This is a genomic window from Ancylobacter sp. VNQ12 (assembly GCF_049445835.1).
Lineage (GTDB): Bacteria > Pseudomonadota > Alphaproteobacteria > Rhizobiales > Xanthobacteraceae > Ancylobacter.
Map to the genome: position 1 here is coordinate 206,677 of NZ_JBMSDU010000006.1, position 24,849 is coordinate 231,525.

General features: G+C 64.7%; 26 protein-coding genes, 3 tRNA genes and 3 pseudogenes. 19 read left to right on the forward strand and 13 right to left on the reverse strand.

Going from position 1 to position 24,849, the window contains the following annotated elements; genetic code table 11:
- Positions 1-128: 128 nt before the first annotated feature.
- The 4 genes from ACO2RV_RS11390 to ACO2RV_RS11405 form a co-directional block, all read right to left on the reverse strand.
- Positions 129-2,234 (reverse strand): flagellar motor protein MotB, encoded by a 2,106-nt coding sequence (locus ACO2RV_RS11390; RefSeq protein WP_423292942.1) that lies wholly within the window; start codon positions 2,232-2,234, stop codon positions 129-131.
- A 121-nt stretch (positions 2,235-2,355) separates the two neighbouring features.
- The gene (locus ACO2RV_RS11395; RefSeq protein ID WP_423292944.1) at positions 2,356-3,612 is read right to left on the reverse strand and encodes an aminopeptidase; all 1,257 of its coding nucleotides are present in this window, start codon (positions 3,610-3,612) and stop codon (positions 2,356-2,358) included.
- Positions 3,613-3,780: 168 nt separating this feature from the next.
- Complete coding sequence (locus ACO2RV_RS11400) at positions 3,781-4,059, reverse strand: hypothetical protein (protein WP_423292946.1); 279 nt, start codon at positions 4,057-4,059, stop codon at positions 3,781-3,783.
- Between the two features lie 154 nt (positions 4,060-4,213).
- Positions 4,214-4,804: a nucleoside 2-deoxyribosyltransferase gene (locus tag ACO2RV_RS11405; RefSeq protein WP_423292948.1), complete on the reverse strand. Its 591-nt coding sequence runs from the start codon at positions 4,802-4,804 to the stop codon at positions 4,214-4,216.
- A gap of 176 nt (positions 4,805-4,980) precedes the next feature.
- On the opposite strand from ACO2RV_RS11405, the gene ACO2RV_RS11410 reads away from it, so the two are divergent.
- Complete coding sequence (locus ACO2RV_RS11410; RefSeq protein ID WP_423292950.1) at positions 4,981-5,541, forward strand: hypothetical protein; 561 nt, start codon at positions 4,981-4,983, stop codon at positions 5,539-5,541.
- Positions 5,542-5,544: 3 nt separating this feature from the next.
- Here ACO2RV_RS11410 and ACO2RV_RS11415 read toward each other — a convergent pair whose 3' ends face one another.
- From ACO2RV_RS11415 to ACO2RV_RS11450, 8 genes are all read right to left on the reverse strand, one after another.
- Complete coding sequence (locus ACO2RV_RS11415; RefSeq protein WP_423292952.1) at positions 5,545-7,062, reverse strand: acetyl-CoA hydrolase/transferase family protein; 1,518 nt, start codon at positions 7,060-7,062, stop codon at positions 5,545-5,547.
- Positions 7,063-7,149: 87 nt separating this feature from the next.
- A complete protein-coding gene (locus ACO2RV_RS11420; RefSeq protein WP_423292954.1) occupies positions 7,150-7,839 on the reverse strand; it encodes an SOS response-associated peptidase in 690 nt (229 codons plus the stop codon).
- A 44-nt stretch (positions 7,840-7,883) separates the two neighbouring features.
- A tRNA-Arg gene (locus ACO2RV_RS11425) sits at positions 7,884-7,960 on the reverse strand.
- A gap of 28 nt (positions 7,961-7,988) precedes the next feature.
- Positions 7,989-8,294 (reverse strand): ETC complex I subunit, encoded by a 306-nt coding sequence (locus tag ACO2RV_RS11430; protein ID WP_423292956.1) that lies wholly within the window; start codon positions 8,292-8,294, stop codon positions 7,989-7,991.
- Between the two features lie 45 nt (positions 8,295-8,339).
- Positions 8,340-8,416, reverse strand: a tRNA-Pro gene (locus tag ACO2RV_RS11435).
- Positions 8,417-8,500: 84 nt separating this feature from the next.
- Entirely contained in the window at positions 8,501-8,974 is a 474-nt protein-coding gene (locus ACO2RV_RS11440; protein WP_423293006.1) for a DUF192 domain-containing protein, read from the reverse strand.
- A 73-nt stretch (positions 8,975-9,047) separates the two neighbouring features.
- Positions 9,048-9,653: a cold-shock protein gene (locus ACO2RV_RS11445; RefSeq protein WP_423292958.1), complete on the reverse strand. Its 606-nt coding sequence runs from the start codon at positions 9,651-9,653 to the stop codon at positions 9,048-9,050.
- Between the two features lie 158 nt (positions 9,654-9,811).
- Positions 9,812-10,591, reverse strand: a complete 780-nt coding sequence (locus ACO2RV_RS11450; protein ID WP_423292960.1) for an SIR2 family NAD-dependent protein deacylase — start codon at positions 10,589-10,591, stop codon at positions 9,812-9,814.
- Between the two features lie 72 nt (positions 10,592-10,663).
- On the opposite strand from ACO2RV_RS11450, the gene ACO2RV_RS11455 reads away from it, so the two are divergent.
- Positions 10,664-11,086 (forward strand): VOC family protein, encoded by a 423-nt coding sequence (locus ACO2RV_RS11455; protein WP_423292962.1) that lies wholly within the window; start codon positions 10,664-10,666, stop codon positions 11,084-11,086.
- A 155-nt stretch (positions 11,087-11,241) separates the two neighbouring features.
- Positions 11,242-11,316, forward strand: a tRNA-Glu gene (locus tag ACO2RV_RS11460).
- Here ACO2RV_RS11460 and ACO2RV_RS11465 read toward each other — a convergent pair.
- The gene (locus tag ACO2RV_RS11465) at positions 11,276-11,923 is read right to left on the reverse strand and encodes a zinc ribbon domain-containing protein (RefSeq protein ID WP_423293008.1); all 648 of its coding nucleotides are present in this window, start codon (positions 11,921-11,923) and stop codon (positions 11,276-11,278) included. The genes ACO2RV_RS11460 and ACO2RV_RS11465 overlap by 41 nt on opposite strands.
- Before the next feature lie 212 nt (positions 11,924-12,135).
- Here ACO2RV_RS11465 and ACO2RV_RS11470 point away from each other — a divergent pair.
- The 16 genes and pseudogenes from ACO2RV_RS11470 to ACO2RV_RS11545 all read left to right on the forward strand — a co-directional run.
- Positions 12,136-12,342 (forward strand): annotated as a pseudogene (locus ACO2RV_RS11470) (transposase); the annotation flags it as partial.
- On the forward strand, positions 12,335-12,466 hold the full coding sequence (locus ACO2RV_RS11475; protein ID WP_423293016.1) for a hypothetical protein: 132 nt from the start codon (positions 12,335-12,337) through the stop codon (positions 12,464-12,466). The pseudogene ACO2RV_RS11470 and the gene ACO2RV_RS11475, both read left to right, overlap by 8 nt.
- Before the next feature lie 2 nt (positions 12,467-12,468).
- The gene (locus tag ACO2RV_RS11480) at positions 12,469-13,806 is read left to right on the forward strand and encodes a c-type cytochrome (RefSeq protein ID WP_423293010.1); all 1,338 of its coding nucleotides are present in this window, start codon (positions 12,469-12,471) and stop codon (positions 13,804-13,806) included.
- Between the two features lie 67 nt (positions 13,807-13,873).
- Positions 13,874-14,506, forward strand: a complete 633-nt coding sequence (locus tag ACO2RV_RS11485; protein WP_423292964.1) for a glutathione S-transferase C-terminal domain-containing protein — start codon at positions 13,874-13,876, stop codon at positions 14,504-14,506.
- A gap of 28 nt (positions 14,507-14,534) precedes the next feature.
- Entirely contained in the window at positions 14,535-15,263 is a 729-nt protein-coding gene (locus tag ACO2RV_RS11490) for an isochorismatase family protein (protein WP_423292966.1), read from the forward strand.
- 282 nt (positions 15,264-15,545) lie between these two features.
- A complete protein-coding gene (locus ACO2RV_RS11495) occupies positions 15,546-15,893 on the forward strand; it encodes a carboxymuconolactone decarboxylase family protein (protein ID WP_423292968.1) in 348 nt (115 codons plus the stop codon).
- A gap of 9 nt (positions 15,894-15,902) precedes the next feature.
- The gene (gene rclC / locus ACO2RV_RS11500) at positions 15,903-16,433 is read left to right on the forward strand and encodes a reactive chlorine resistance membrane protein RclC (protein ID WP_423292970.1); all 531 of its coding nucleotides are present in this window, start codon (positions 15,903-15,905) and stop codon (positions 16,431-16,433) included.
- 311 nt (positions 16,434-16,744) lie between these two features.
- A complete protein-coding gene (locus ACO2RV_RS11505; protein WP_423293012.1) occupies positions 16,745-17,530 on the forward strand; it encodes an aldehyde dehydrogenase family protein in 786 nt (261 codons plus the stop codon).
- A pseudogene (locus ACO2RV_RS11510) lies at positions 17,433-18,022 on the forward strand (aldehyde dehydrogenase family protein). Before ACO2RV_RS11505 ends, ACO2RV_RS11510 begins: the two are co-directional and overlap by 98 nt.
- A gap of 29 nt (positions 18,023-18,051) precedes the next feature.
- Positions 18,052-18,276, forward strand: a pseudogene (locus tag ACO2RV_RS11515) (aldo/keto reductase); the annotation flags it as partial.
- Between the two features lie 194 nt (positions 18,277-18,470).
- On the forward strand, positions 18,471-18,695 hold the full coding sequence (locus tag ACO2RV_RS11520) for a hypothetical protein (protein ID WP_423292972.1): 225 nt from the start codon (positions 18,471-18,473) through the stop codon (positions 18,693-18,695).
- A gap of 24 nt (positions 18,696-18,719) precedes the next feature.
- Positions 18,720-20,384, forward strand: coding sequence for a recombinase family protein (locus ACO2RV_RS11525; protein WP_423292974.1), 1,665 nt, complete (start codon positions 18,720-18,722; stop codon positions 20,382-20,384).
- Between the two features lie 263 nt (positions 20,385-20,647).
- Positions 20,648-21,256 carry a class I SAM-dependent methyltransferase gene (locus tag ACO2RV_RS11530; protein WP_423293014.1) on the forward strand — a complete coding sequence of 203 codons (609 nt, stop codon included), beginning with the start codon at positions 20,648-20,650 and terminating at the stop codon, positions 21,254-21,256.
- A gap of 530 nt (positions 21,257-21,786) precedes the next feature.
- On the forward strand, positions 21,787-23,283 hold the full coding sequence (locus tag ACO2RV_RS11535; protein ID WP_423292976.1) for a tripartite tricarboxylate transporter permease: 1,497 nt from the start codon (positions 21,787-21,789) through the stop codon (positions 23,281-23,283).
- 88 nt (positions 23,284-23,371) lie between these two features.
- Positions 23,372-24,328 carry a tripartite tricarboxylate transporter substrate binding protein gene (locus ACO2RV_RS11540; protein ID WP_423292978.1) on the forward strand — a complete coding sequence of 319 codons (957 nt, stop codon included), beginning with the start codon at positions 23,372-23,374 and terminating at the stop codon, positions 24,326-24,328.
- Complete coding sequence (locus ACO2RV_RS11545) at positions 24,325-24,795, forward strand: tripartite tricarboxylate transporter TctB family protein (RefSeq protein ID WP_423292980.1); 471 nt, start codon at positions 24,325-24,327, stop codon at positions 24,793-24,795. The genes ACO2RV_RS11540 and ACO2RV_RS11545 overlap by 4 nt, the downstream gene beginning before the upstream one ends.
- Positions 24,796-24,849: the final 54 nt, after the last annotated feature.

A 24,849-nucleotide genomic window follows, 5' to 3' on the forward strand; every position in this document is an offset into this window, starting at 1 on the left:
GGGACGGTGCGCAACCGCTCATCCACCCTGTCGCCAACCCGACGGCGAGCGCTCCGAGGAGGTAGGGCCAGAGTTCAAGCGTCAGGAACCACATGTGACCTCGCAAGCGCGCTTCACTTGATCTGGCCTCACCGGACAATGACCCGGAGATCGCCCGCCACGGCCGCACCTTCCGGGTGAGTCTGCGCGACGGCGGCCAGCCCCCCCGTCACCAACCGCTCCGGCGAGATTCCGGCCTGGGCGAGATAGTCGGTCACCGTCTTCGCCCGCGTGGCGGCCAGGGGAGCATCCGTGCCTGGCTGCTGCACGCTGATCTCGACCACCGCCTCCGGACAGCCCGCCGCCGCCGCTGCGATATGATCGAGGAGACCGTGGCTCGCTGGCGCGACGGTGGCGCCATTCCCGGCAAACTCGATCGAGCCGCGCGACATGAGGTCGTCAATCGCCCTCTGGCAAGCCGCATTGTCCGAACCCTCCCCCCGCGTGGCGATGTCGAGCGCCAGCTCGAGGGTGAAGTTCGCCGGCAGCGCGGCGCGAAGATTCGCGCCGATCGAGGCCACGGCGGCGGAATAGAGCGCGGTGCCGGTGACACGCAGCTTGTTGTCGTCGAAGCGCGCCTCCCCCGAAGCAAGGCGGGCAAGTTCGCCCAGGGCCACCTTCGCGGCAGCTCCGAAGCCGGTCGGCGCGCCCTGCGCCACGGCCGACACGTCGTTCACCGGTGCGCCGAGCAACTGCGTCTTCGCCGATGCGACTAGCGCTTCATGGTCCGCGAGCGAAGGGTAAAAGCCCGAAATGGTCAGCCCGTCGCTATCCTTGCGCAGGCTGAACACATAGGGTGAGACGACCGGCGGGCGGACATCGCGCTCGAGGGTGAAGCCGCCCGGAACCGGCGCCCCAAGCGCGGTCTGCACGGTGTTATAGGCCGCTGAATCCAGTGCCTCGCCGCTGACGGAAAGGTTAGTGCCGCGCCCGCGTACCGATCCCGTCCGCAGCTTCGCAAGCTGCGTCACACCGAAGACGGTTGCGCCGGCCCAGGCCTCGGCGCTGGGCCCGCCGGCCGCAATCCGCATCTCGTCGCTGATCGGCACGCCGGGAAAGCCAGCCCGGATAGCGTCTAGCAGCGCGCGCTTGGCATCCTCCGACGGAGTGTAGCCGGTCAGTCGCAGGCCGGCCGCGCCACGCTGGACGCCCCAGACAAAGGGAGACACGGCCGGCGGCTCAACGGCGAATCGCGTCAGCGTGTAGCCTTCGGGAACGGAACGGCGCGCGCCCGCCAGCGCGTCATAAGCGGCGAAATCGGGTGCCGCTCCTTCAATTGAAATGGTCGTGCCCGACAGCGACACCTTGCCGTTGGGCAGTCGGCCAAGCTGAGCGAGCGCATAGGCGACGGCTTTGAGCCAACCGTCCGTCGGCGGCGCGCCATCCGCGAGCCGCAGCTGATCGGAAATCGCCGCGCCCGGCACGGCCGAGCGGACGATGTCGAGCAGCGCGCGGCGCGCGTCGCCCAGCGGAATGTAGCCCGCCAGCACCACATCACCATCAGCCTCGCGCTGCGCCGACCAGACGAAGGGCGAGACCGTCGGCGGCAGCACCGCGAAGCGCGCGAGCTTGAAGTCGGCCGGCAGTTCGCTGCGCACCGTCACTTCGAGCTCGTCATAGGTAGTGAAGTCCGGAGCGCGCCCCTCAAGGGAAAAGGCATCGTCCGAGATGGTGAAGCGACCCGCCGGCATGCGGGCGAGCTGGCTGATGCCGAACGTCACCATACCGATGAAATCGCCCGCCGGCACGCCCCGCGCGCGCACCAACTCCTTCTCGCCGGAAACGACGACGCCTGGCGTCATGCGGCTGGCCGCCTCGATGATGCGGCGGCGGGCATAGGCGGACGGCACATAGCCTTCAAGACGCAGCTTCGAGCCGTCACGGATCGCCGCGAAGGTGAAGGGGCGGCGCTCGGGCAGCAGCGTGGTGCGATCCTCGACGAGGCGAACGCCGGACATCTGCGCGAGTTCGGCGCGAACCTTGACGCGGGCCTCCTCGGAAAGCGCCTCGCCTTCGAGGATCGCGTCGCGCCCGTCGAAGCTGGCATGGGCCCAGGATTCGCCGATGCTGATCAGCAAGGCGTCAGCACGGCCGGCCAGCGTCGTCTCGATCGGCTCGCGGGAAAAGACGACCGCCGCGACAACGAGCAGCGCAAGGAACGGCAATCCTTTCCACCAGGCCTGCCAACGACACATGAAATGCTTCCCCCGAACGCTCGCCATCTCCTCTCGGAGCCCCCGGCCACGGCGGCGCGAGGCGAATTCATCACGATTCAGCGGCATGGAAAAGCGCAGATCGGCGAAACGAGAGTGCTGATCACACCCACTCGCCCTTTCGCATCACCGGCTCGGCGGCGCCCGTCGCAGTGATCCCGTCGACATCGACCTCTCCGGATCCGATCATCCAGTCGATATGGATCAGGCTGGAATTGGCGCCGCGCGCCGCCAACTCGGCCGGCGAGAGCGAGGAACCGTTGACGAAGCATTTCGAGTAGGACTGGCCAAGCGCGATGTGGCTCGCGGCGTTCTCGTCATACAGCGTGTTGTAGAACAGCAGACCGCTTCTGGAGATCGGCGAGGAATGCGGTACCAGCGCCACCTCGCCCAGCCGGCGCGAGCCCTCGTCCGTCTCCAGCACCTTGTTCAGCACATTGGCACCGGTGCGTGCGTTCGCCTCGACGATGCGTCCGGCCTCGAAACGCACCACGATATCCTGGATCAGGGTGCCCTGATAGGACAGCGGCTTGGTGCTGGCGACGTAGCCGTCCACTCGGTCCTTGTGCGGCGTGGTGAAGACTTCCTCGGTGGGAATGTTGGCGTTGCAGACGATGCCGTTCTTCGCCGTCGAGGCACCGCCCGCCCATTCGTGCTCGTCAGCCAGGCCGACCGTGAGGTCGGTGCCGGGCCCACGGAAGCGCAGCGCCGCGTAGCGCTTGCCATTGAGATAGGTCGTGCGCGCCTGAAGCTCCGAATTATGCGCATCCCAGGCGGCGATCGGATCGGGCGTGTCGACCCGCGAAGCGGCGAAGATGGCGTGCCAGAGCTTGGCGACCGCGATGTCCTCGGGATCGTCGGGGAACATCGCCTTCGCCCAGGCGGGCGACGCGTAGGACACGATGGTCCAGTTGATGTCGAAGCCGGCGATTAGCGACAGCGCCGGCATATAGGCCTTGGAGCGTGCACGGTTGGCGCGCGAGACCTTCTCGGGATCCTCGTTCGCCAGCAGCGACGGATTCTCGCCGGAAATCGCGAGGCGCGCCGCGCCGTTCTTGAACGCAGCCGCCATGCCCTCATAGAGCCAGCCGCTGGCGGTGTCGAAACTGTCGTCAGGCGCATTGCGGAAGCGAGAGAGCGTCGCTTCCTCGTCGCCGAACAGCGTGGTGACGAGACTGGCGCCGGCCTTGTAGGCATGATCAGTGATGCGGCGCACCAGCGGCAGCGCGTCGATGGAGGCGGTCATCACCAGTTCCTGCCCGGGGCGCAGGCCGAGGCCGACACGCACCGCGATCTGCCCGAGACGGTCCAGCCGCTCCTCGTGCGAGAGGGCCTCGGGTATACCGGCGTGCTTGGTCATGTCCGTCTCCGAAAACTCGCGGCGCAATACTCGCGGCGCAGGCCGCTTCGCCCGCCATTGAACAGACGGGCGAGCATCGGCGTCAAGGCACGACCCCGCGATGCCGGTCGGCCCGCCATGCCCGCATCGCGCGAAACGCGGCGATCAAACCGTCGCGCACGCCTCAAATCACTTGCTGATCACGCCATTGATCGGGCGCACGATCACCGTGCCCACCGGCGGGAACCAGGGGTCCTCATAGGTTCCGTAATTCGGGCCCAGTGAGGGAAACCAGGGACGTCCCTGCGGCAGCACGTCCGTGCGGGTGTGGATGTTCGCCGCGACCGGGCCAGTGAAGGTCATCTTGGGATTGTAGGGGGCGGGAATCTTCGCTTCGAGAGCCTGCGCCCCACCGGCAAGGCCGGCCAGGACACCGAAAGTGGCGGACGCCAGCAACAGATTGCGCATGGTGAGTACTCCTCGTGCGCGTGCGGAGGCCATTCTGTGGGAACGGCCGGTCGGCGGGCCAACGCGTGCCTGCCGCCTGCGTTCCTTTTTATCACCGGGCCCTGCCGGTTACGAGACGCTTTCCGCTACGTCGTCATGCGGACGGTCGGCGCCCTCACCATCCCACGAGCCAGTTCGCCAGCATGCCGGCAAGCACCGCGACCAGCAGGCTTACCAGTGCCGCGACGATCACCGATCGCCGGGTCTGGCGCTGTAGGGCGCGATTCTTCACCATGAAGCCCAGCGCGCCGGTGGCGGCCGCGATGGCCGCAGCAGGCTCGCCCCAGACCGTGGCCCCGTCGGGCACGATCATCAGGTTCTCCGGCTTACCGAAATCCTCGATCAGGTGCCCGTCTGCATCGCGGTTCTCGCTGACCGCCGGAATGCGCTGCGCCAGCGTACGCTCCTCGGTCGACCAGATGAAGACAGGTTTGCCGAGCGCCTCGGCATAGCCCATCTCGAAGGCCGTTCCTGGATCCATGTGCACGCCGCGGAACGGCGAGATGTTCGCCACCACCGCATCCGCCTCGTGGATCAACGCGATGCAGCCGCGACGTATGTCAGCACCCTCGGCCTGCAGCGGAAAAAGTCCCACCGCGCCGGCAGCCTCGCACAGCCGCTTCAGCCGTTCGCCCTCCGCCACGGCATCGGGCCTAAACACTTCAGGGCCGGCAAGATAGAGACGCGGGCGCGTGGGGTCGGCCATGCCTTCTCCGTGGAATCGGCTGCCGCAAGGAAGAGCGGGCGCGCAGCTTTAGCCTCGGGCTGCACCGCTGGGCAATCCGATAAGCCGCGCCGGGTTTTACCCTACGCGGTTCTCCGTTCACCAAGGCTTGCCCGGCATGGTATTCGAGCATCATTCCCGCCGCCGATGGTGATGCCATGTCGAAACTGCCTGACGTCGATTTCACGGCCCTCGCCAAGAAATATCACAAGGTCCACGAACATGAGGCGCTCCGGCTTCGCGAAGCCGAGCCCAAAGCGGCGGCCATCGCCAAGGCGCAGACGAAGCGCTCTCATCAGGAACGGCAGGCAGAAGCAATCATCGAGATTCTGCTGCCGGCCGTCCTGCCGACGCTGGAGCGCGTGAAGGCGGGCTTCGAGGCGGCCGGGCTGAAAACGATCATCAGCCTGAACTGGGACGGTACCGGCCAGCGCATTCCGGTCGAACCTGCCATCCGGTTCCAGTGTTCGGGTCCCTATGAGGGGGACAGCGAATCCGATCCGGCAGGCCCCTATCCGAGCATCGACTCGAAAGTCGCCGTCTTCGTCATGCCGGACAAGCATCTGGATTGCCGGTTCGAGGGGCCGGACGCGCAGACGACGTTGGTCTCCCGGCCCGCGCACTTCGCCTCGAATGAGGAACTCGTGTCCTGGGCGACGGAAGAAGTGCTGGCGAGCTACTATCAGGAGCTCGCCAAGGTCACCTATCTCAAGCCCTGATCGTCACCGGGCGGGAGCAACGGGAGCGCCGACCGGCTGCATCGTGCCGCGCTCGCGCAGGGCGGCGTGCCAGGAGAGCGCATCCTCTATGATGTGCGGGGTATGCCCGCCACGCGCCAGCGCCCGGTCGAGATATTCGGTCAGGGCGTCCCGATAGCTCGGATGGGCGCAATTGGCGATGATGACCCGCGCCCTCTCCCGCGGTGCAAGCCCGCGCAGATCGGCAAGTCCGCGCTCCGTGACGATGATGTCGACATCGTGCTCGGTGTGGTCGACATGGCTGACCATCGGCACGACGCTGGAGATGGCCCCGCCCTTGGCGATCGACTTGGTGACGAAGATCGACAGATAGGCGTTGCGGGCGAAATCACCCGAACCGCCGATGCCGTTCATCATGTGCGTGCCGCCGACATGGGTCGAGTTCACATTGCCGTAGATGTCCAGCTCCAGCGCCGTGTTGACGGCGATGACGCCGAGCCGGCGGATGACCTCCGGGTGGTTGCTGATCTCCTGCGGACGCAGCACCAATTTGGGTTTGTAGCGGGCGAGCTCCGGCAGCACGGCCTGGTACTTCGCCTGCGACAGGGTGATCGACGAGCCCGAGGCGAAGTCGAGCTTGCCGGCGTCGAACAGGTCGAAGGTACTATCCTGTAGCACCTCGGAATACATGGTGAGGTTGTGGAACGGGCTGTCTATCAGCCCGTGCATCACCGCATTGGCGATGGTGCCGATGCCGGCCTGCATCGGCTGCAAGGTCGTCGTTAGGCGCTGCTGCCTCACCTCATGTTGCAGCAGCTCGATGAGGTGACCGGCGATAGCCCGCGTCTCCTCGTCTGGCGGCAGCACGGTCGAGGACGAGTCGAGCTTCGACGTCACCACGATGGCAGCGATCTTTTCCGGATCGATCGGGATGAAGGGCAGGCCGATCCGGTTCTCCGACGCCACGATCGGGATCGGATGGCGCACCGGACGGCGTGTCGGGATGTAGATGTCGTGCAGCCCCTCCAGCAGCAGCGGCTGCGAAGTGTTGATCTCGATGATCACCTTCTCCGCCAATATGGCGAAGCTCGCCGAATTGCCGACCGAGGTGGTGGGGATAATGCCGCCCTGCTCAGTGATGGCGACCGCCTCGATGACCGCCACGTCGACAGGGCCGAGCTGGCGGGTGCGCAGTTGCTCGACCGTTTCCGACAGATGCTGGTCGATGAACATCACCTCGCCCGCATTAATCGCCTTGCGCAGGGCTGGGTCGGACTGGAACGGGATGCGGCGCGAGAGCACATGCGCCTCGGCCAGCTGCTTGTCGAGATCGTTACCCAGCGAGGCGCCGGTGATCAGCGTGATCTTCAAGGGTTCGGTCTTCGCCCGTGCGGCAAGCGCCATCGGCACGGCCTTGGCCTCGCCGGCGCGAGTGAAGCCGCTCATACCGACCGTCATGCCGTCGCGAATGAGCGAGGCCGCCTCTTCGGCGCTCACAATCTTGTCGAGCAAGGCGGCGTGACGAATTCGTTCGCGATACATGATGCGACCTTACGCTTCGGGATTGCCGGCCCGCATAGCGTTCCGCAGCCTCGGAGGGGATTCGACTTTGGTGCGGAGCGCCGTCACCTATGCACGAAAAGCATGGCTGAACAGATCAATTTCCGGCACGGGCGGCGGATCTTCCCTGGCCCCGCGCGCCACGATGAGCAGCCGGTCGTCGCCCAAGGGGCGCTGGAGCCCCCTCGCCTCCTCCCACGATGCGCGCAACCAGGTCTCGCGTTCCTCGGCGGTAGTGAGGATCACCGGCATCGCCTTGGGATGGATCGGGGCAACAACGGCGTTCGGCGTGGTGGTGAGGAAGCCGAAGAGATCGGCCGTAACCTCGCCCTCCCTGACCTTCCGCACGCTGGTCCAGTTCGTCCAGAGCCCCGCAAAGAAGGCAAGCGGCCGGCTCTCATCCAGCGCGAACCATGTCACTTCGTGCGTGACGGGGGCATTCTCGGAAAAGCTGGTGAACGGCACGAGGCAGCGATGCGCCGGCCCTAGCCAGCGGCGCCAATGCGCCGAATCGAGATTGCGGATGTTGGTAACGCCCGGATCGCGGTTCTTGCCCTTCAGCACAAAGACGGGCGAAGGCATGCCCCAGCGGGCGATGCCGAGCACGCGGCCGCCATCCGCCCCCGTGCGGACGATCGGCGCCGGATAATCCGGGAAGATACCGGGTTGGGGAGGCAGGTTGACAGCGTAATTATCCAGCGCGCCAACGAGGTCTGCGATGGCTCGCACATTGCTGTTGTGACTGTAGAGATTGCACATGCCGGCTCCGGCCCGACTGGCCGCTTGAACCGGCGGAGGCGATCTGGCGACCGCGGCTGGGCTCGAACCAGCGACCTGCCGCTTAGAAGGCGGCTGCTCTATCCAGCTGAGCTACGCGGCCTTTTTTCGTCCGGCGCCGGATCAAGGGATCAGTGCGTCCACTGCCCCACGCGGCGGAAGCTGAAATTGTCGGAATAGGCGATGCGGCGACGCACCGGCTCCTTCGGCTCCTGCACCTGATAGGCAATGCCGTGCCGCTCGGCATAGGCGATCGCCTCTTCCTTCGATTCGAAGCGCAGGCGCAGCTGACTCTTCATGTCGGCCGAGCTGGTATAGCCCATGAGCGGCTCCACCAGACGCGGCTGCTCCGGCTCATAGTCCAGAACCCAGAGTTTGGTCTTCGCCGTGCCCGACTGCATGGCGTTACGGGTCGGCTTGTAGATCCGCGCAACCATTCAATTCGCTCCCTCGCCCCTATGGTCGAGCTTTGCATATCCGATTGGTCGGGGCAGCAGGATTCGAACCTGCGACCTGAAGTTCCCAAAACTCCCGCGCTACCGGACTGCGCTATGCCCCGTCACTCGGCGGCGCGCCAATGCGCACCTTCGCAGGGGCATCGCATCCGGGGCTTCCCACGTCAAGCGGTCGGCCAGCATGCGGGCTATCTCGCCACGAATAGACGGTGACTGACCTTGTCGCCCGCGACGATGCCACGTGCACGGGCAGTCCCTCCGGCCAGCTCAAGCACGGCCCGCACCGGCCCGCCCGACTCGATGGTCGCGGTCGAGAGCGGCGTCGTGTTCTCGGCAATGCGGGCGATGCGCCCGTCGGCGCGGATGAACACCATGTCCAGCGGAATATAGGTGTTCTTCATCCACATATAGACCGGCTGGTCGACACCGAAATCGAACAGCATGCCGCCTGTCGGCGCCAGCTCGGTTCGGTACATCAGACCCTTGGCGCGTTCCGCCGGCGTCAGCGCCAGCTCGATGTCGAAGGTGATCGGGCCGCCGCGTGTCTCGATGGTCAGCTTCTCAAAGCTGGCGGCCCCGGCCTGCTGGGCCGTGGCGAGGCCGGCGAGCAGAAGAAGGGCCGCGCCGAGGGCGCGAAGATAGGCGGGAAACCCGGGGCGCATGCGGGCCGGCGAACGTGCGAAACTCATACAAAACACGGCGCGCGGCGCCTTCCCTCGATAGGATGGAGCGAAGCTAATGCGACGACGGCGTCGACGCCCCATCCGGCCGGACTTCGGCGGCCATCAGCCCTTTGGGGCCGGGCCCGAAGCGGACCATTACCATCTGTCCCGGCCGCAGCTCGGTCAAGCCGTGCCGGCGCAGTGTCTCCATATGGACGAAAATGTCCTCGGTTCCCTCGCCGCGCGACAGGAAGCCGAAGCCGCGCAGCCGGTTGAACCACTTCACCCAGGCGCGCTCGAACCCGCCGACGGGCTGCACCGAGACGTGGGTGCGCGCCTGCGGCAGCTGCGAATGATGCAGCGCCGTCGACTCATCCATGCTGATGACCCGCAGGGCCTGATAGCCGCGCTCGCGTGCAACGACCTCGCACACCACGCGTGCGCCCTCCTGGGCGGTGGTGAAGCCGCCGCGGCGCAAGCAGGTGACATGCAGCAACACGTCGCCGCCGCCTTCATCCGGGATGACGAAGCCGTAGCCCTTGGAGACGTCGAACCATTTGATGGTACCGGCGATCTGGACGACGCCGGATTCCGCCTTGCCGACTGCCTCCTCGGCGTCGTCACCAAGGGAACCCGATTCAAGCAAGCCGTATCGTGGCAGAGTACCGTCGGACACCATCGGCTACCCACCTCCGCGAACGCCGCGCCACCCCTGCCAGCCAGCGTTTCATGATTCTATGTCGTCAAAGCATAGCACCCGATGCCGCCACGAAAACACCCAAATTGATTCGCGCCCCGCTTTGGAAACGTTGCAATCGGGTTAATGCCCCAACTCGCTCACATCGTTCCGGCCGATGCGGCCGCCCGCCCCAGCACATCGCCGATGTCGGCGTGGATGACGAGATCGGCGATGTCGTCGATCTCCGTCGGCTCCCGGTTGACGATCACCAACGTGGCGCCGCGCCGCTTGGCCTCGACTGGAAATCCCGCCGCCGGCCAGACCACGAGCGATGAGCCCAAGGCGAGAAACACGTCGCAGGCCTGGGTGAGCGCGCGGGCGCGCGCCATGGCCTCGGCAGGCATGGGCTGGCCGAAGGAGATGGTCGCCGTCTTGATCGGACCGCCGCAATCGAGGCAATCGGGCGCCCTGCCCCCATGCGTCTCGAAGCGCTGGCGCACCCAGGCCAGTTCATAGCGTTCGCCGCACTCCAGGCAGGCGGCATAGGTCGTGTTGCCGTGCAGTTCGACGAGCCGGTCGTCGCGCACACCCGACGCCTGGTGCAGACCGTCGATGTTCTGTGTGACGATACCGGCAAGTCGCCCCTCCCCCAGCAGATGGGCCAGCGCCCGGTGCCCGCGCCCCGGCCTTGCCCCTGCGAAGGCGTCCTCCATGGCAAATCGCCGGCGCCAGGCTTCATCGCGCATGGCACGATCCGACAGGAAGGTGGCGAAATCGATCGGCCTGTTGCGTGTCCACAGGCCGCCCGGCGAGCGGAAATCGGGAATGCCGGATTCGGTGGAAATGCCGGCCCCGGTGAAGGCGACGCCTCGGCGCATGCGGACGAGGATCGCCGTCAGTTCATCGCCTGCCGCCTTGATGTCGTCACCCGTCGTCATATGTTGCGCTCACTGTCCTGCCACGCGCCCTGCCGCCCGTCGCGGCCGGGCCGCATCGCTCCAGAGGACCCCATGAAGTATCTTCACACGATGGTGCGCGTCACCGACATCGATGCCTCGCTCGACTTCTACGTCAACAAGCTGGGGCTGGAGGAAGTGAGGCGCAAGGAGGTGCCGCAGGGGCGCTACACGCTGGTCTTCCTCGCCGCGCCGGGACAGGCGGGCATCGCCGAGGTCGAACTGACCTATAACTGGGACCCCGAGCCCTATGGCGAAGGGCGCAATTTCGGGCATCTCGCCTATGAGGTCGACGACATCTACGCCACCTGTCACAAGCTGCAGCAGGCCGGCGTTACCATCAACCGCCCGCCGCGCGACGGCTACATGGCCTTCATCCGCTCGCCCGACAACATCTCGATCGAGCTGCTGCAGAAGGGCGGTGCCCGGCCGCCGCAGGAGCCCTGGGCCTCGATGCCGAACACCGGCAAGTGGTGAGGCCGGTGGGGTAAGCGAGGCGCGGTGATCGCCGCCCGCGGCGCCGGCCCGCCGGGCGAAGCCGTTGTCTACGGGGACTCTTTCCAACCTGTGGACGAAGGGGCTCACGACGGCTTGTCTATCCGCGAACTCGCTCCTATAAGGACCCCGCCTGCGCGCCCTTCGTCTATCGGTTAGGACGCCACCCTTTCACGGTGGAGAGAGGGGTTCGACTCCCCTAGGGCGCGCCACTTCCGTACAAAACCGCGAACACCCGGCTGGGTGGCTTGGTCGGCGAGTACGGCCTTTTCCAGCACTGACTTCGATCGCGTCTATCAGAGAGCGCAGATAGGCTTTGCGGAACGGTACCTGGCCATCGGTGATATTCGAACGCATGAGCTGCCCGAAATGGGTTAGCTTGACCGGATCAAGCTGACCTGCGGCTGCACCCTGATTCTCGATCCGCACCAAGGCTGAATGCGCCCGCTCCCGGTCTGCCTTGAGTTTGGCAATCTGCTCCTTGAGCATGTCGTCCGGTTCGGCGATGCCGTCGGCGACAAGCTGGTAGAGCCGCCGGAGCTTGTCCTCCGCTGTCGTCCTTTCGCGCGAGAGTTCATCGATACGCACCTGAACCTCGGCGTCGGCTTTCGTTCGCCGCTCGACGACGGACTGAAAAAGTGCTTCCAGCCGCTCGGGCATCAGGATGTGTTCGGCGACATGGCGCGTGATCAAATGGTCGAGCTTTTCCATCGGCACCGTTCGTCCTTTGCACGCGGATTTACCGACACGGCCAGAGGTGGAGCAGCTGTAGTAGCGATAGACCCTGCCGCTCTTAGATGTTCCGGTGCGCAACGTCATGGCGCTACCGCAACAGGCACAGTAGGCGAGACCGGTGAGAAGGATCGGACCTGTAATTGCCCGAGGCGGGCTATGGCGGGGGTTTTTCGCCCGGAGCGTCTTCTGAACCTTGTCAAAAGTACTACGCTCAAGGATGGCCGGCACGGCAATCTGGCCTGCTGCCGGTTTCGTGGACACCGAGATAAGGTGTTCAACGGGACTGGAGAGCTGGAATGCAACGACGGAGGTTCAGCCGCGAGTTCAAGCTTGAGGCTGTGAGATTGGTGAAGGATCGGGGCGTTGCCATTGCGCAGGCTTCCCGCGACCTGGATGTCCACGAGAACGTGCTGCGTAAATGGATTCGCGAGGCGAAGGCGGATCCTCAGCATGCCTTTCCCGGCCACGGGCAGTTGAGGCCCGAGCAGCTCGAGATTGACCGGCGGCATTGGGGAACCGGGCACGGTGATCGTCCAGCCGGCCGTCGCCAACGCCATCTTCGCCGCCACCGGGGTGCAGCTTACCCGCATGCCGGTCGACCGCACCCTCATAGCCAAGGCGGTGTGACGATGCGCCGGAACACACTTCTCCTCTCCTTCGCCGGTCTCGTCCTCATCGGTGGCATCGTCGGACTGGGTGTCGTCGGCTGGATGGTCTTCCAGCCCGGCCCCTATGGCTTCGCCGAGGGCACGAAGGTCGCCCTGGCCGACTATAAGGGGCCCTCCCCGACGGGCCTTCCCGCGGAGCTTGCAAAGGCGGATGCAGCAACGCGCGGCGAATACATCGCCCGGATGGCCGATTGCGAAGCGTGCCACACCGCGAAGGGTGGCCCCCCCTTCGCGGGCGGGCGCGCCTTCGTGCTGCCCTTCGGCACGATCTACACGCCCAACATCACGCCTGACCCGGAAACGGGGATCGGGAAGTGGACCGACGCGCAGTTTCTAAACGCCGTCCATCGCGGCATCGCACCGGATGGCTCGCGCTACTACCCGGCCTTTCCCTACCCGTCCTACACGCTGCTGACGGATGAGGACACGCTGGCGATCAAATCCTACCTGTTCTCGCTCGCGCCGGTTAAGCAGGCGAACAAGCCCAACACCTTCGGCTTTCCCTATAATCAGCGCTGGCTGATGGCGATCTGGGCCACGCTGTTCAACCCCGACACACGCTTCCAGCCTGTCGACGGCCAGAGCCCGGAATGGAACCGAGGCGCGTATCTCGTCGAAGCCGCTGGCCATTGCGGCGAATGCCACACGCCGCGCAATCTCATGCAGGCGCTAGACCAGCGACGCAAATTCGGCGGCGGCGTCGCCGAAGGATGGAACGCCTACAACATCTCCGCCGACACGGTGAGCGGCATCGGCGACTGGTCGGCCGATGAACTGGCGGCCTATCTCTCGGTGGGTCATGCCAAGGGCCGCGGCTCCGCTTCCGGCCCCATGGGCGAGGCGGTCGATCTTAGCCTTTCCCACCTCACGGCTTCGGATATCGACGCCATCGTCACCTATGTCCGCACCGTGCCGCCGGTTGCCGGGAACCTGCCCCGCCTCGCCGGCCCCGCGCCCGCCACCCCGCGCCTTGCCGATCTCGACAACCCGATCGGCCAGCGGGTTTTCCAGGGCAATTGCGCGAGCTGCCACGCGTGGACCGGTGCGGGCGCCGTCCGCGATGAGGCCGGGCTTACCGGCGTGCGCGCAGTCAACGATCCGAGCGGGGCCAATGTGGCGCTCATGGTGCTGCACGGCTCAGGCGGCGTGTGGCCGGGCCACCCGATGATGCCCGCCTTCGGCAAGGCCTATTCAAACGCGGAGGTTGCCGCGGTCGCCAACTACGTCACCGCCCGCTTCGGCGCGGTGCCGTCGACTCTCTCCCCGGACGACGTGGCGAAGCTGCGCGCCATGGAGTGATGACCGGCGCGACCCATCCCGACCCTTGGAAGGGAATGGGCGACAGCGCCACCCAGGAACGATCGCTGTGAAACTCTATGTCCACCCCGGCGCGAGCTCGCTCTCCGTTCACATCCTGCTGCGGGAGATCGGTGCGCCGTTCGACCTTGAGGTTATCAACGTCACGGCGAAGCAGCGGGCGGATGGTACCGATTATCGGGAGATTGCCCCGCGCGGCATGGTTCCTCTGCTGGAGCTACCGTCCGGAGAGCGGCTCACGGAAAATCTCGTCATCGCGCAGTATGTTTGTGATGCCGCAGGTCGCGAGGATCTCATGCCCGCGGCGGGCACGCTGGCGCGCTACCGGGTGATGGAATGGCAAAGCTTTGTCGCGGCGGAGCTGCATAAGAGCTTCATCCCTCTCAACTGGCAAATCGACGCGCCGATGCGCGAACTGGTGCTCGCCCGGATCCGGGGCCGCCTTTCCTTCGTGGAGCAGGGTCTCGCGGGGCCGTTTCTCACCGGCGCGACCTTCACCGCGGCGGATGCCTATCTCTTCGTCATCGCCAGCTGGACGCGCTTCTACGGCGTCGACATCACGGACTTCCCGCGCCTTGTCGCCCTCCTACGGCGAGCGAGTGAACGGCCGTCCGTGGGAGCCGCGCTGGTCGCCGAAGGGCGAGGCATGGTGACAATCGACGACCCCGCCTCCGCGCCCTGACCCTCCCATCCGCCATCGGAGTTCTGCAATGAAGCCCAACTATTCCCCAAGCTCGGCAGCGCTCTATGCCGACACCGAGACCCCCGTGCTGCCTAAGACGGCGATGGCGCTGGATTTCGCCCGCACGGCGCTGGTGGTCATCGATCCGCAGGTCGATGTGATGAGCCCGAAGGGACTCGCCTGGCCAGCCGTGGGCGAAAGCGTGACCGAGAACAATCTGGTTCCCAATCTCGTGGAGCTGTTCACCGCCGCTAAGCAGGCGGGCATCACCGTCGCGGTCTCGCCGCACTATTATTATTGCTGGGACCACCATTGGCGCTGGCAAGCACCATTGGAGAAATTCCAGCACGATGTGGGCGCCTTCGATCGCAAGGGCCCCTACACGGTGGAGGGCTTCCGCGCCTCGGGGGCGGACTTCATGGAAGAGTTCAAGCCATTTATCGAGGACGGCAAAACCATCATCTGCTCACCGCACAAGCTCTACGGTCCTCAAGCCAATGACTTAAAGCTCCAACTCGGCAAGCAGGGCATCAACCAGGTGATCCTCGCCGGCATGCTGGCCAATATGTGCGTGGAATCGCATATGCGCGATCTTCTCGAAGCCGGCTTTGAGGTGGCCGTGGTGCGTGACGCGGTGGCCGCACCCAAGCTGCCGGACGGCGATGGCTACCTCGCCGCCCTCATCAATTTCCGCTTCATGGCCAATGCCGTGTGGACCACAGACGAGACGGTCCATCGCCTCACCGGCAGGGTATAATCTCGATACTCAGCACCAGCTTACAAAAAGGGCGGGTCCGCACCAACCGGACGCGCCCTTTGCTTTAATTCTCGGCGCGCAACGACTTCGTGCCAATCCGCAATCGTGTGCTGATCTGGGGATCGTCCGTAAAAATCTCAGCAGAAACAGCGCGCTGCCAAACCCTCGCTGCTGCATAAGTATTCATAGTGCACGGCATGGCTGAAAAGCCGTCTTCTATGTCCTTACGAACATTTCGCCTCGGTCATTAAGTCTCCCCACATACAGCGGAGGCTTGATGATATGCGCATGATGGACTGGAATACGTATCGCGACCAGGTTCTCGTCGGGGTCGGCGAGGTGGGCAAGCTCAGCCCGGATACGGTGCGCGGCTATGTGCAGCTAGGTGCAGCGGGCGGGAAGACCAACCATCTCGATGCCAAAACGCGCGAGCTGATTGCGCTCGCCTGCGCGGTCACGCTGCGCTGTGACGGCTGCATCACCGTTCACGGCGAGCAGGCCCTGAAGCTGGGCGCCACGCGCGAAGAGATCGCTGAGGCGCTCGGCGTTGCCGTCGCGCTCAATGCCGGCGCCGCCCTGGTCTATTCCACCCGCACCCTGGACGCGGTCGCCGCGGCCGGCGAAATCTGAGGCGTCGCCATGTACGCACTCTATCGGCAGGCCCTGACACTCGTGGCATCGCCGCTGTCCTTCCGGCTCGGCATCGCCGCCATGAAGGTAGCCATCGCCATCATCTTCCTCTGGATCGGCGCGCTGAAATTCGTGCCCTACGAGGCCGACAGCATCACACCCTTCGTGGCGAACAGCCCCTTCATGTCGTTCTTCTATAACGAGCCGGCGGGCTACAAGGCTCATCTCACCCATGAGGGCGAACTCGACCCCGCCAAGCGTGCCTGGGAAACCGCCAACAATACTTATGGGTTCTCGCGCGGGCTTGGCACGGTGGAGCTTATCATCGGAGGCCTGACCCTCGCCGGTCTCTGGAGCCGCAAGCTGGGCCTCGTCGGCGCGGCTCTTGCCTTTGCGACGCCGTTCGTCACGCTCTCCTTCCTTGTCACAACGCCCGAAGCCTGGGTGCCCGCACTCGGTGATGCGGAGCACGGCTTTCCCTATCTCTCGGGTGCGGGACGGCTTGTGCTGAAGGATGTCGCGCTGCTCGCCGGGGCCTAGCTTGTCCTCGTCGCCACCGCGCGCGACCTTCTCGTTGAGGTCGAGCTTGAAGCCCGCAAGCTCGCAAGAGGGGACTGCTTCCTCGAACCGCCTCCGCGCGCGCGGCGCAGTTGAGATCATCAGCGTTTCCGCGAGCCAACATTCTTCCCTTGATGTGGAAGACGTTTATCTCCCGAGGCCATCCATGACCCATCGTCTTCTCATCGACGGCCGCTTCGTCGACGGCGCGCGGACCCTCGACGTCATCGATCCGACGCGCCGCGGTCTTCGCCCAGTCACCGCGCGCCGACGCCACGCAGGCTGAAGAAGCCATCGCGGCAGCAAAGCGCGCGCTGAAAGGCTGGAGCGCGCTTGGCTATGAAGGCCGCCGGCCCCTTATCGAGCGCATGGCGGACACCATGGCGACCAACCGCGATCTCATCGCGCAGACGCTCACCCGCGAGCGGGGCGGGCCGATTGCCGACTGCCTCTTGGAGGTCGATCGTGCAGCCGCGGCGATCCGTCATTTCGCCGGGCAGAAGCTGGAAGACCGCATCGTCCGCGACACGGCGCAGGAGCTCATCATCGAGCAGCGCTACCCGCAGGGCGTTGTCGTTGCCATCATGCCGTGGAACCGGCCGATGACGCTGCTGGCCTTCAAGTTCGGACCGGCCCTGATCACTGGCAACACGCTCATCATAAAGCCGGCACCCAGCACGCCGCTCAGCACGCTGCTGCTCGGCGAGCTCGCTGCGGAGATATTCCCGGCCGGGGTGGTGCAGACGCTGGTGGATGCCAATGATCTAGGCCCGCTGCTGACCAGCCATCCCGACATTGCGCATGTGAGCTTCACCGGCTCCACACCCACGGGCAAGAAGGTGCTCGGCGCGGCCGCCGGCACGCTGAAGCGCTTCACGTTGGAACTCGGGGGCAACGACGCGGCGATTGTGCTCGACGATGCCGATCCGGAATGGGCGGCGGAGCGCATCTTCGCCTCCGCGATGATCAACGCAGGTCAAGGTGTGCTACGCCGCCAAGCGCGTCTATGCCCCGCGCCGCCTGTTCAACGCCGTAGCCGGTGCCCTCGCAAGGCATGCTGCGGCAGCGGTGCTCGGTGACGGGCTCGGTCCCGCCACGACCATGGGGCCGCTGCAGAACCGCATGCAGTATGAAAAAGTGCTTGACTTCATCGCCTCCGCACGCGCGGAGGGGGCACCTTTCTGACCGGCGGCGAACCCACCGGGCAGGGCTACTTTATCCGTCCCGGCATCGTCACCGGTCTTCCCGACAACGCCCGACTGGTGCGCGAGGAGCAGTTCGGCCCGGCGCTTCCGGTGCAGGTCTATGATGATGTGGACGAGGCGATCGCGCGGGCCAATGACTCGGAATATGGCCTAGGCGGCACCATATGGACGGGCGACGTCCGGCGCGGCATCGCAATCGCCGGGCGCACCGAGACCGGGACTATCTGGGTGAACCAGCACTTTTCCCTTCCACTCGACGTGCCTTTCGGCGGCACCAAACAGTCCGGTATCGGCCTGCAGAACGGGATCGAAGGTCTGGAAGATGTCACGCAGCTGCGGGTGCTCAACGCACGGCTGGCAGACTGATTCAACACGAAACGTCAGGGGAAGATGGCATGAAAACTCTCGACGCATCGAAGGCCGGCACGTTCGCCATCGGCAGCGATCTGGTGGTCAACCGCCTTGGCTTCGGGGCGATGCGGCTCACCGGCCCGGGAATCTGGGGGCCGCCCAAGGACAGGGAAGGCTCCCTGCGGACGCTCCGCCGTCTCCCCGAACTCGGTATCAACTTCATCGACACCGCCGATTCCTATGGGCCGGACGTGTCGGAGAGGCTCATCGTGCCCGGAGCTCCGCTTGGTTAGATCAAATGAGCATCTGAGCTGTGCTGCTCCTCCTGAAAGTGCCGAGAGGGCGCATCGAAATTCGTCTGCTCCTCATAAAAGCGCTGCGTATTTCGGGATACAGACTGACCATTTGGAGTCGGCTCTGGTTGCTGCACTCTTAGGCGATGTCCCGACGGTTCGCCGTACGCATGCCTGTCTCCGTGCGCCGTTTTCCAACGGGCCGCTTGCCCGACGACCTCTACACCTACGCCGAAACGCAGCCGCCCCGTCGCAGGCAGCGTCCGTCCTCAACTCCTGCCCCGATGACCGTCACCGACGACTGGCCGGAATACATTCCGGTGACAGAGGCTGAGATTGCTGTCTTCGAAGCGTGGTTCGGGGATATTCTGGAGCAGCTGAACCAAGGGGAATGAACGCCTGACACGAAAGGCTCCACCATGACCGCTGCGCTGCGTGCCGCCTTGTACCTGCGCGTCTCCACAGCCCGGCAAGCCGAGCATGATGTCTCGATCCCCGACCAGCGCCGGCAAGGCGAGGCGTACTGCCAGGCGCGCGGCTATCAGTTGGTCGAAACTTATGTCGAGCCGGGGGCCTCAGCGACCAATGACCGCCGGCCCGAATTTCAGCGGATGATCGAGGCGGGCACGCTGAGGCCCGCGCCGTTCGATGTCGTGGTAGTGCACAGCTTCTCCCGCTTCTTCCGCGATCACTTCGAGCTGGAATTCTATGTCAGGAAGCTCGCCCGCAATGGCGTGCGGCTGGTGTCGATCACCCAGGAGATGGGCGACGATCCGATGCACGTCATGATGCGACAAATCATGGCGCTGTTCGACGAGTACCAGTCGAAGGAGAACGCCAAGCACGTCCTGCGGGCGCAGAAAGAGAATGCACGGCAGGGCTTCTGGAACGGCGCTCGCCCGCCGATCGGCTACCGCGTGGTTGAGGCCGAGCAGCGCGGCGCCAAAGTGAAGAAGAAGCTGGAGATCGATCCGCTCCACGCCGACACGGTGCGGCTGATCTTCGATTTGGCACTGAATGGCAACGGCCGCTCCGGTCCGATGGGCGTGAAGGCCATCGTCAGCCATCTAAACCGTAACCGAATCTACACCCGCGAGGGCGGGCGCTGGGGTATCGGTCAGCTGCACCGAGTGCTGACCCGCCGCACCTATGTCGGCGAGCACCAGTTCAACAGCCGTTCCAAGAGCAAGCAGAAAAAGCCAGAGAGCGAGGTAGTGGTGGTCGCCGTGCCGCCGATCATCGACGCTCAGGTCTTCAACGCCGTGCAGGAGCAGCTTCAGGCGCGCAATCCAAAGATCGTCCCGCCGCGCGTTGTGAGCGGCCCGACGCTGCTCACCGGCATCTGCTATTGCGCGCAGTGCGGCGGGGCCATGACCATCCGCACCGGCAAGAGCGGGCGCTACCGCTACTATGCCTGCTCGATCAAAGCGCGGCAGGGCGAGACCGGCTGCTCAGGCCGCGCCATCCCCATGGAGACGCTCGACACCCTTGTGGCCAGTCACATCGAGCAACGGCTTCTCCAGCCCGAACGGCTGCAGGAAATCCTCGCTTCCATGCTCACGCACCGCCAAGAGCGGCTGGAGCGCCGCCGCCAGCACATCGCCGAACTCAACAAGCGCGGGACAGAGGCGGATCAGCGACTACGCCGGCTCTATGACGCCATCGAATCAGGCGTCGCCGACATCACCGATCCGGCGCTCAAAGAACGCATCGACGGGCTGAAGGCGATCCGCGATCAGGCGCAGGCCGATGTCGCGCGCGCGCAAACGTCTCTCGCCACCTCAGGCGAAGACGCGGTGACGCCCGCCATGGTGGCGCGTTTCGCCGACATCGCTCGCAAGCGCATGCGCATCGAGGGCGGAGGCGACCGGCGCGACCATTTGCGTGCCCTAGCTCAGCGAGTCGAGGTCGGAGCCAAGGAAGTCCGCATCATTGGATCGAAAGGGGACCTGCTCCGAACGCTGGCTGCCGTCTCAGGAGGGAAATCGGCGGCGCTTGGCGTGCCCAGTTTGGGACTGAAATGGCGGAACGTGCGGGATTCGAACGAGGCTGAAACGCAAGTGCCGCTCGGTTATGCTTGTTGACCTATTGGAAGTCGACGGCAGGCTGGCGCAGCCTGACTTCTAGACGTCGCTTAAGCCCACCACGCGTCACTGTCTAAACCAATGCGATTTCAACAACATAGGTGTTCGCAGCTTTACTTTGGTCGGCGCGCCAGCGATTTTTCATGTCCACATGTCATTGATTTTGCTCGATAATCACTGATACAAAAATGGACATGAACCCCAACGATGGACTCCAGTTCGGTTGGAGCGGGCGTGGTGGAACGACCCAGGTTGCAGAGCGCATGCCCCGAAACCATGCTGACCGCATTGTAGAAATCTACGAAGCGCACGCCGATGCTTGGACCTGTAAGCGTCGCGGGGACATTTTCGAAGCTCCTTGGCTTGAGCGATTTCGAGCGCTGATGCCTCCTTTCGGCGCGGTCTTGGACATTGGGTGCGGATCAGGGGCGCCCATAGCGGCGTACTTGATCGAGAAGCAGCATCCCGTCACGGGCATCGATAGTTCCCCTACGATGATCAGCACATGCCGCACTCGCTTTCCTCAAGCGGACTGGCGCGTGGCCGATATGCGCGGGCTTGAGTTGGGAATGGCTTTCTCCGGCATCATCGCGTGGGACAGCTTCTTTCACCTCCGTCACAGTGACCAGCGAGGGATGTTCGAGACGTTCCGTGCGCATTCACTGCCGGGTGCGGCACTAATGTTCACAAGTGGACCGGCCCACGGGGAAGCGTTCGGGAGCTTTGAGGGAGAGGTCCTCTACCACGCCAGTCTAAGCGCCGATGAGTATCGTCATCTCCTCGTTCAGCGAGGGTTTGAAGTCCTTGCGCATACGGTCCAAGACACGACATGCGGCGGACATACCATCTGGCTCGCCCGGCTAGCACAGTGATGGCCGACGCGGCAGGTCCCCGGCTTCCACGCCCTCCAGCGGGATGGCCGGCCTCCTCCTAGCGGAAAGAGTCCCGGCCGATGGGCACATGCTGGTGCTCGGGGCGGGCGCGGGCTGGAGATCAAGGCGCTCACGGAGGCAGAGAGCGGGTGGAGTTCCTGCAGAGTGGACACGTGGCGCCTCATGTTCTGGTCCTCTCAATGGGCCAGAACGAATTTCAGTTCGAATTAGCCAGTAAGGGCAACGTCAGAAGGGCCGCGTTCAGCTTGAAGCCCTCGGTGAAGTTCGCTTTGCCCACCAGAGCCTCCCTGCCTCAAAACTTAGGCAAGGAGGCGTCCAGGAATCAAGCGGCGGTTTAGATTGCACTTGTCGATCAGGACTACACCTCCCGGCGCCCAGTAGCATAAACTTATCGATGCATCGCGCCTTATGAATTGCGAACACCACGATCGCCCGTCAGAAACGGTCGAAGTTGGGACGCGGCGCACTGGAAGATAGGTGCCCCGACCGCCCCTCTTCGGGAGGAATAAATGGACGGGATAATCCAGTCGCTGGGTGTAATCTTTGGCTTTTCAGGGCTGGCCGTTCTGGTCATCGGCGCCGTGCTGGGCATCATCATCGGCGCCCTTCCCGGACTTGGTCCGTCCATCGGCCTCAGCCTGCTGATCCCCTTTACTTACTCCATGTCGCCCGAGCTCAGCATGCTGCTGATGATCTCGCTTTATACTTCGGCGGAGTATGGCGGCTCTATCAGCGCGATCCTGCTGTCCACGCCAGGCACGGCGGCTGCGGCAGCAACGGCGATCGACGGCTATGCGATGGCTCAGAAGGGCCGCGCGAACGAGGCGATCTCGATTTCGCTGACCGCTTCGACGGTTGGCGGAGTGCTGGGTGGGCTGGCGCTGCTGCTTTTGGCGATGCCACTGGCCAAGCTGGCGCTGCAATTTGGTCCCGCAGGTTACTTCGCGGTCGGCCTGTTCGGTCTGACTTCGGTCGCAGCCCTGTCGGGAGGCTCGCTCGTCAAGGGATTGCTGGGAGCCACGATGGGCCTGGCGATGGCCACGGTCGGGATCGACCCGATTGCGGGCACCCCACGCTTCACCTTTGGCTATTTCGAGCTTTACGAGGGTGTCCCCTTCCTGGCAGCGCTGATCGGGCTGTTCGCTGTGTCCGAAGCCATCGCGCTGGCTGAAAAGCGCGTCCGCCGCTTCGACATGGATAACAGCAAGGTTGGTCACGTCTTCATGTCGTGGCCCCTGCTGAACGAAACGTGGCGCTCCATGATGTCGGGCTCCGTGATTGGTACGCTGCTGGGCATTTTGCCGGGCGTTGGCGGCAACATCGCCTGCTGGGTGGCTCGCGACTATGCCCGCGCACGCGACAAGAAACCCCAGGATTTCGGGAAAGGGGCCGTTAACGGAATCGCCGCCCCGGAGGCCGCGAACAATGCCACCGTCGGCGGCGCACTGGTGCCGATGATGTCGCTCGGCGTGCCCGGCTCGCCGACCACAGCCATTATGATGGGCGCGCTGATCATGCACGGCCTGCATCCCGGCCCGCAGCTGTTCACCGAACAGCCGACGCTCGTCTACTCCATCCTGTTCGGGGTGATCGTCGCGGCACTTATCCAGTACCTGGTCGGTTCGCTGTTCCTGCCGTTAATGGCGCGCGTCGTGCTTTTGCCGACCGGGGTGATCGCGGCAGGCATCATGGCCTTTGCCGTGCTCGGTTCCTTCGCAATCCGCAATCTGATGTTCGACGTGTGGCTAGCGCTCGGCTTCGGCGTGGTCGGATATGTGATGAAGAAACTGAGCTTTCCCGTCGCGCCCGTCGTGCTGGCGATGGTCCTCGGATACCTGATTGAATCGAACTACCGCACGGCGCTGGTGTCCTCGCAGGGCAGCTACATGATCTTCCTGACCGACCCGATCAGCGTGCTGTTCCTGATCCTGAGCGTGGTCAGCATCTTCGTGCCCATCCGCCGAGCCTTCCGGACGCAGCGCCCGAACCGCGCCGCGGCGGCCTGAGCGCCCCCTATACAAAACAACCATTCAAGGGAGAGAAACAATGAACAGGACACCCCCGACCTCCGGACTTGGTCGCCTTAAGCGGGCAATGCGGTCGACCGTTGCGGCGCTTTGCCTTGCCGTTGGTGCCACGTTGGCGCTGCCGCAGATCGCGGCTGCCGGTTTCCCCGACAAGCCGGTGACGCTGGTCGTCTGGTCCGGCGCGGGAGGCTCGCTTGACACCTATGGTCGCAAGCTGGCCGAACTGCTGGAGAAGGAAGCGGGCTGGACCGTAAAGGTGGACAACCGCGCCGGCGGCAGCGGGGCCGTTGGGCTGTCGCAGATCGTCACCCAGCCTGCCGACGGCTACAACATACTGGTACTGACCGGCACCCTGACTTTCGGCATCGCACAGGGACTGATCCCGTTCAAGGTCGAGGATCTGCGCCTGCTGCGTGCCATGCAGTCCGAACCCTCCTCGCTCGCCGTGCTGGCCGATAGCCCGCTTAAGTCCGTCGATGATTTCGTCGCCTACATGAAGGCCCATCCCAACGGCCTGAAGGTCGGCGGCCACTCCTCGGGCGGCTTCCACCAGTATATGCTCTATCAGATGATGAAGCAGGGGGGCTTCACCAGTGGCTGGATCCCGCACGACGCCTCAGGCAAGGTGACGCTGGCTCTTCTGGGCAAGCATATCGACGCGGCGATGATGACCCCCTCGACAGGCCTTGCACAGGTAAAGAACGGCGAGATCCGCCTGCTGGGCGTCAGCACCGCCGAACGGTCCGAGTTCCTGCCGGATGCCCCGACCTTCAAGGAACAGGGCTACAATCTGGAAGGCGCGATCTGGCGTGGCATCGCCGTCAAAGCCGGCACGCCCGACGATGTCGTCAATGCGATCCAGACCGCCGTCGACAAGGTGACCGCCTCGCCCGAGTGGAAGAAGTTCCAGAAAGAGCAGTTCCAGGACAGCCCGAACTGGAAGGAAGCCGAGTTCACCGAGCGTGTGAAGAAGGATTTGGCTGAACAGTCCGAATTCCTGAAAGCGGCAGGATTCGTGAAATGACCACGGGCGACGACATCAGGGCTGGCCGGGGTTTCCCGATCAGCGACGTGATCGCGGCGCTGGCATGCCTGGGGGGGAGCGCCGGCTTCTTCCTGCTGGCCCGTGCCCTGCCCGCTGGCCACTCGACCGGGGATACGGGCCCCGGCGCCCTTCCGGAACAGGTCGGCGTGTTCGGGATCTTCTGCGCGTTGGCCTATCTTGTGCTGGCCCTGCGCGGCGCCTTCAACGCCGAGAAACCGAAATTCGCGTCCGGCCATCGCGCGCTGGCGGCGCTGGCGATCTTCGTCGTGTGCCTTCTCACCGTGCAATGGATTGGGCTGGCGCTGGCGATTTCGATAGCGTCCGGCGCGGTGACCCTTCTGTTCAGGGGCGAGCGCAGAATAGTCCAGGCTGTCGCCACCGGCGTCGGGGTCTGGCTGATCGCGGTCCTGCTGTTTCAGAAGCTACTCGGGCTGCCCCTGCCCTGACAGAGCCGACGGCTCGGCAGCTGCAACCGGGTTTTCCCGACCGCAGGTGCCGAG

Excerpts from the sequence above, each read along its gene's own strand:
- ACO2RV_RS11495 (WP_423292968.1), top strand. The coding sequence starts at position 15,546 with ATGCGCATGATGGACTGGAATACGTATCGCGACCAGGTTCTCGTCGGG.
- ACO2RV_RS11390 (WP_423292942.1), bottom strand. The coding sequence starts at position 2,234 with ATGTGTCGTTGGCAGGCCTGGTGGAAAGGATTGCCGTTCCTTGCGCTG.
- ACO2RV_RS11420 (WP_423292954.1), bottom strand. The coding sequence starts at position 7,839 with ATGTGCAATCTCTACAGTCACAACAGCAATGTGCGAGCCATCGCAGAC.
- ACO2RV_RS11490 (WP_423292966.1), top strand. The coding sequence starts at position 14,535 with ATGAAGCCCAACTATTCCCCAAGCTCGGCAGCGCTCTATGCCGACACC.
- ACO2RV_RS11480 (WP_423293010.1), top strand. The coding sequence starts at position 12,469 with ATGCGCCGGAACACACTTCTCCTCTCCTTCGCCGGTCTCGTCCTCATC.
- ACO2RV_RS11445 (WP_423292958.1), bottom strand. The coding sequence starts at position 9,653 with ATGGTGTCCGACGGTACTCTGCCACGATACGGCTTGCTTGAATCGGGT.
- ACO2RV_RS11440 (WP_423293006.1), bottom strand. The coding sequence starts at position 8,974 with ATGCGCCCCGGGTTTCCCGCCTATCTTCGCGCCCTCGGCGCGGCCCTT.
- rclC (WP_423292970.1), top strand. The coding sequence starts at position 15,903 with ATGTACGCACTCTATCGGCAGGCCCTGACACTCGTGGCATCGCCGCTG.
- ACO2RV_RS11545 (WP_423292980.1), top strand. The coding sequence starts at position 24,325 with ATGACCACGGGCGACGACATCAGGGCTGGCCGGGGTTTCCCGATCAGC.
- ACO2RV_RS11520 (WP_423292972.1), top strand. The coding sequence starts at position 18,471 with ATGCCTGTCTCCGTGCGCCGTTTTCCAACGGGCCGCTTGCCCGACGAC.
- ACO2RV_RS11405 (WP_423292948.1), bottom strand. The coding sequence starts at position 4,804 with ATGGCCGACCCCACGCGCCCGCGTCTCTATCTTGCCGGCCCTGAAGTG.
- ACO2RV_RS11540 (WP_423292978.1), top strand. The coding sequence starts at position 23,372 with ATGCGGTCGACCGTTGCGGCGCTTTGCCTTGCCGTTGGTGCCACGTTG.
- ACO2RV_RS11465 (WP_423293008.1), bottom strand. The coding sequence starts at position 11,923 with ATGACGTTGCGCACCGGAACATCTAAGAGCGGCAGGGTCTATCGCTAC.
- ACO2RV_RS11410 (WP_423292950.1), top strand. The coding sequence starts at position 4,981 with ATGTCGAAACTGCCTGACGTCGATTTCACGGCCCTCGCCAAGAAATAT.
- ACO2RV_RS11525 (WP_423292974.1), top strand. The coding sequence starts at position 18,720 with ATGACCGCTGCGCTGCGTGCCGCCTTGTACCTGCGCGTCTCCACAGCC.
- ACO2RV_RS11530 (WP_423293014.1), top strand. The coding sequence starts at position 20,648 with ATGCCCCGAAACCATGCTGACCGCATTGTAGAAATCTACGAAGCGCAC.
- ACO2RV_RS11415 (WP_423292952.1), bottom strand. The coding sequence starts at position 7,062 with ATGTATCGCGAACGAATTCGTCACGCCGCCTTGCTCGACAAGATTGTG.
- ACO2RV_RS11455 (WP_423292962.1), top strand. The coding sequence starts at position 10,664 with ATGAAGTATCTTCACACGATGGTGCGCGTCACCGACATCGATGCCTCG.
- ACO2RV_RS11400 (WP_423292946.1), bottom strand. The coding sequence starts at position 4,059 with ATGCGCAATCTGTTGCTGGCGTCCGCCACTTTCGGTGTCCTGGCCGGC.
- ACO2RV_RS11535 (WP_423292976.1), top strand. The coding sequence starts at position 21,787 with ATGGACGGGATAATCCAGTCGCTGGGTGTAATCTTTGGCTTTTCAGGG.
- ACO2RV_RS11395 (WP_423292944.1), bottom strand. The coding sequence starts at position 3,612 with ATGACCAAGCACGCCGGTATACCCGAGGCCCTCTCGCACGAGGAGCGG.
- ACO2RV_RS11430 (WP_423292956.1), bottom strand. The coding sequence starts at position 8,294 with ATGGTTGCGCGGATCTACAAGCCGACCCGTAACGCCATGCAGTCGGGC.
- ACO2RV_RS11450 (WP_423292960.1), bottom strand. The coding sequence starts at position 10,591 with ATGACGACGGGTGACGACATCAAGGCGGCAGGCGATGAACTGACGGCG.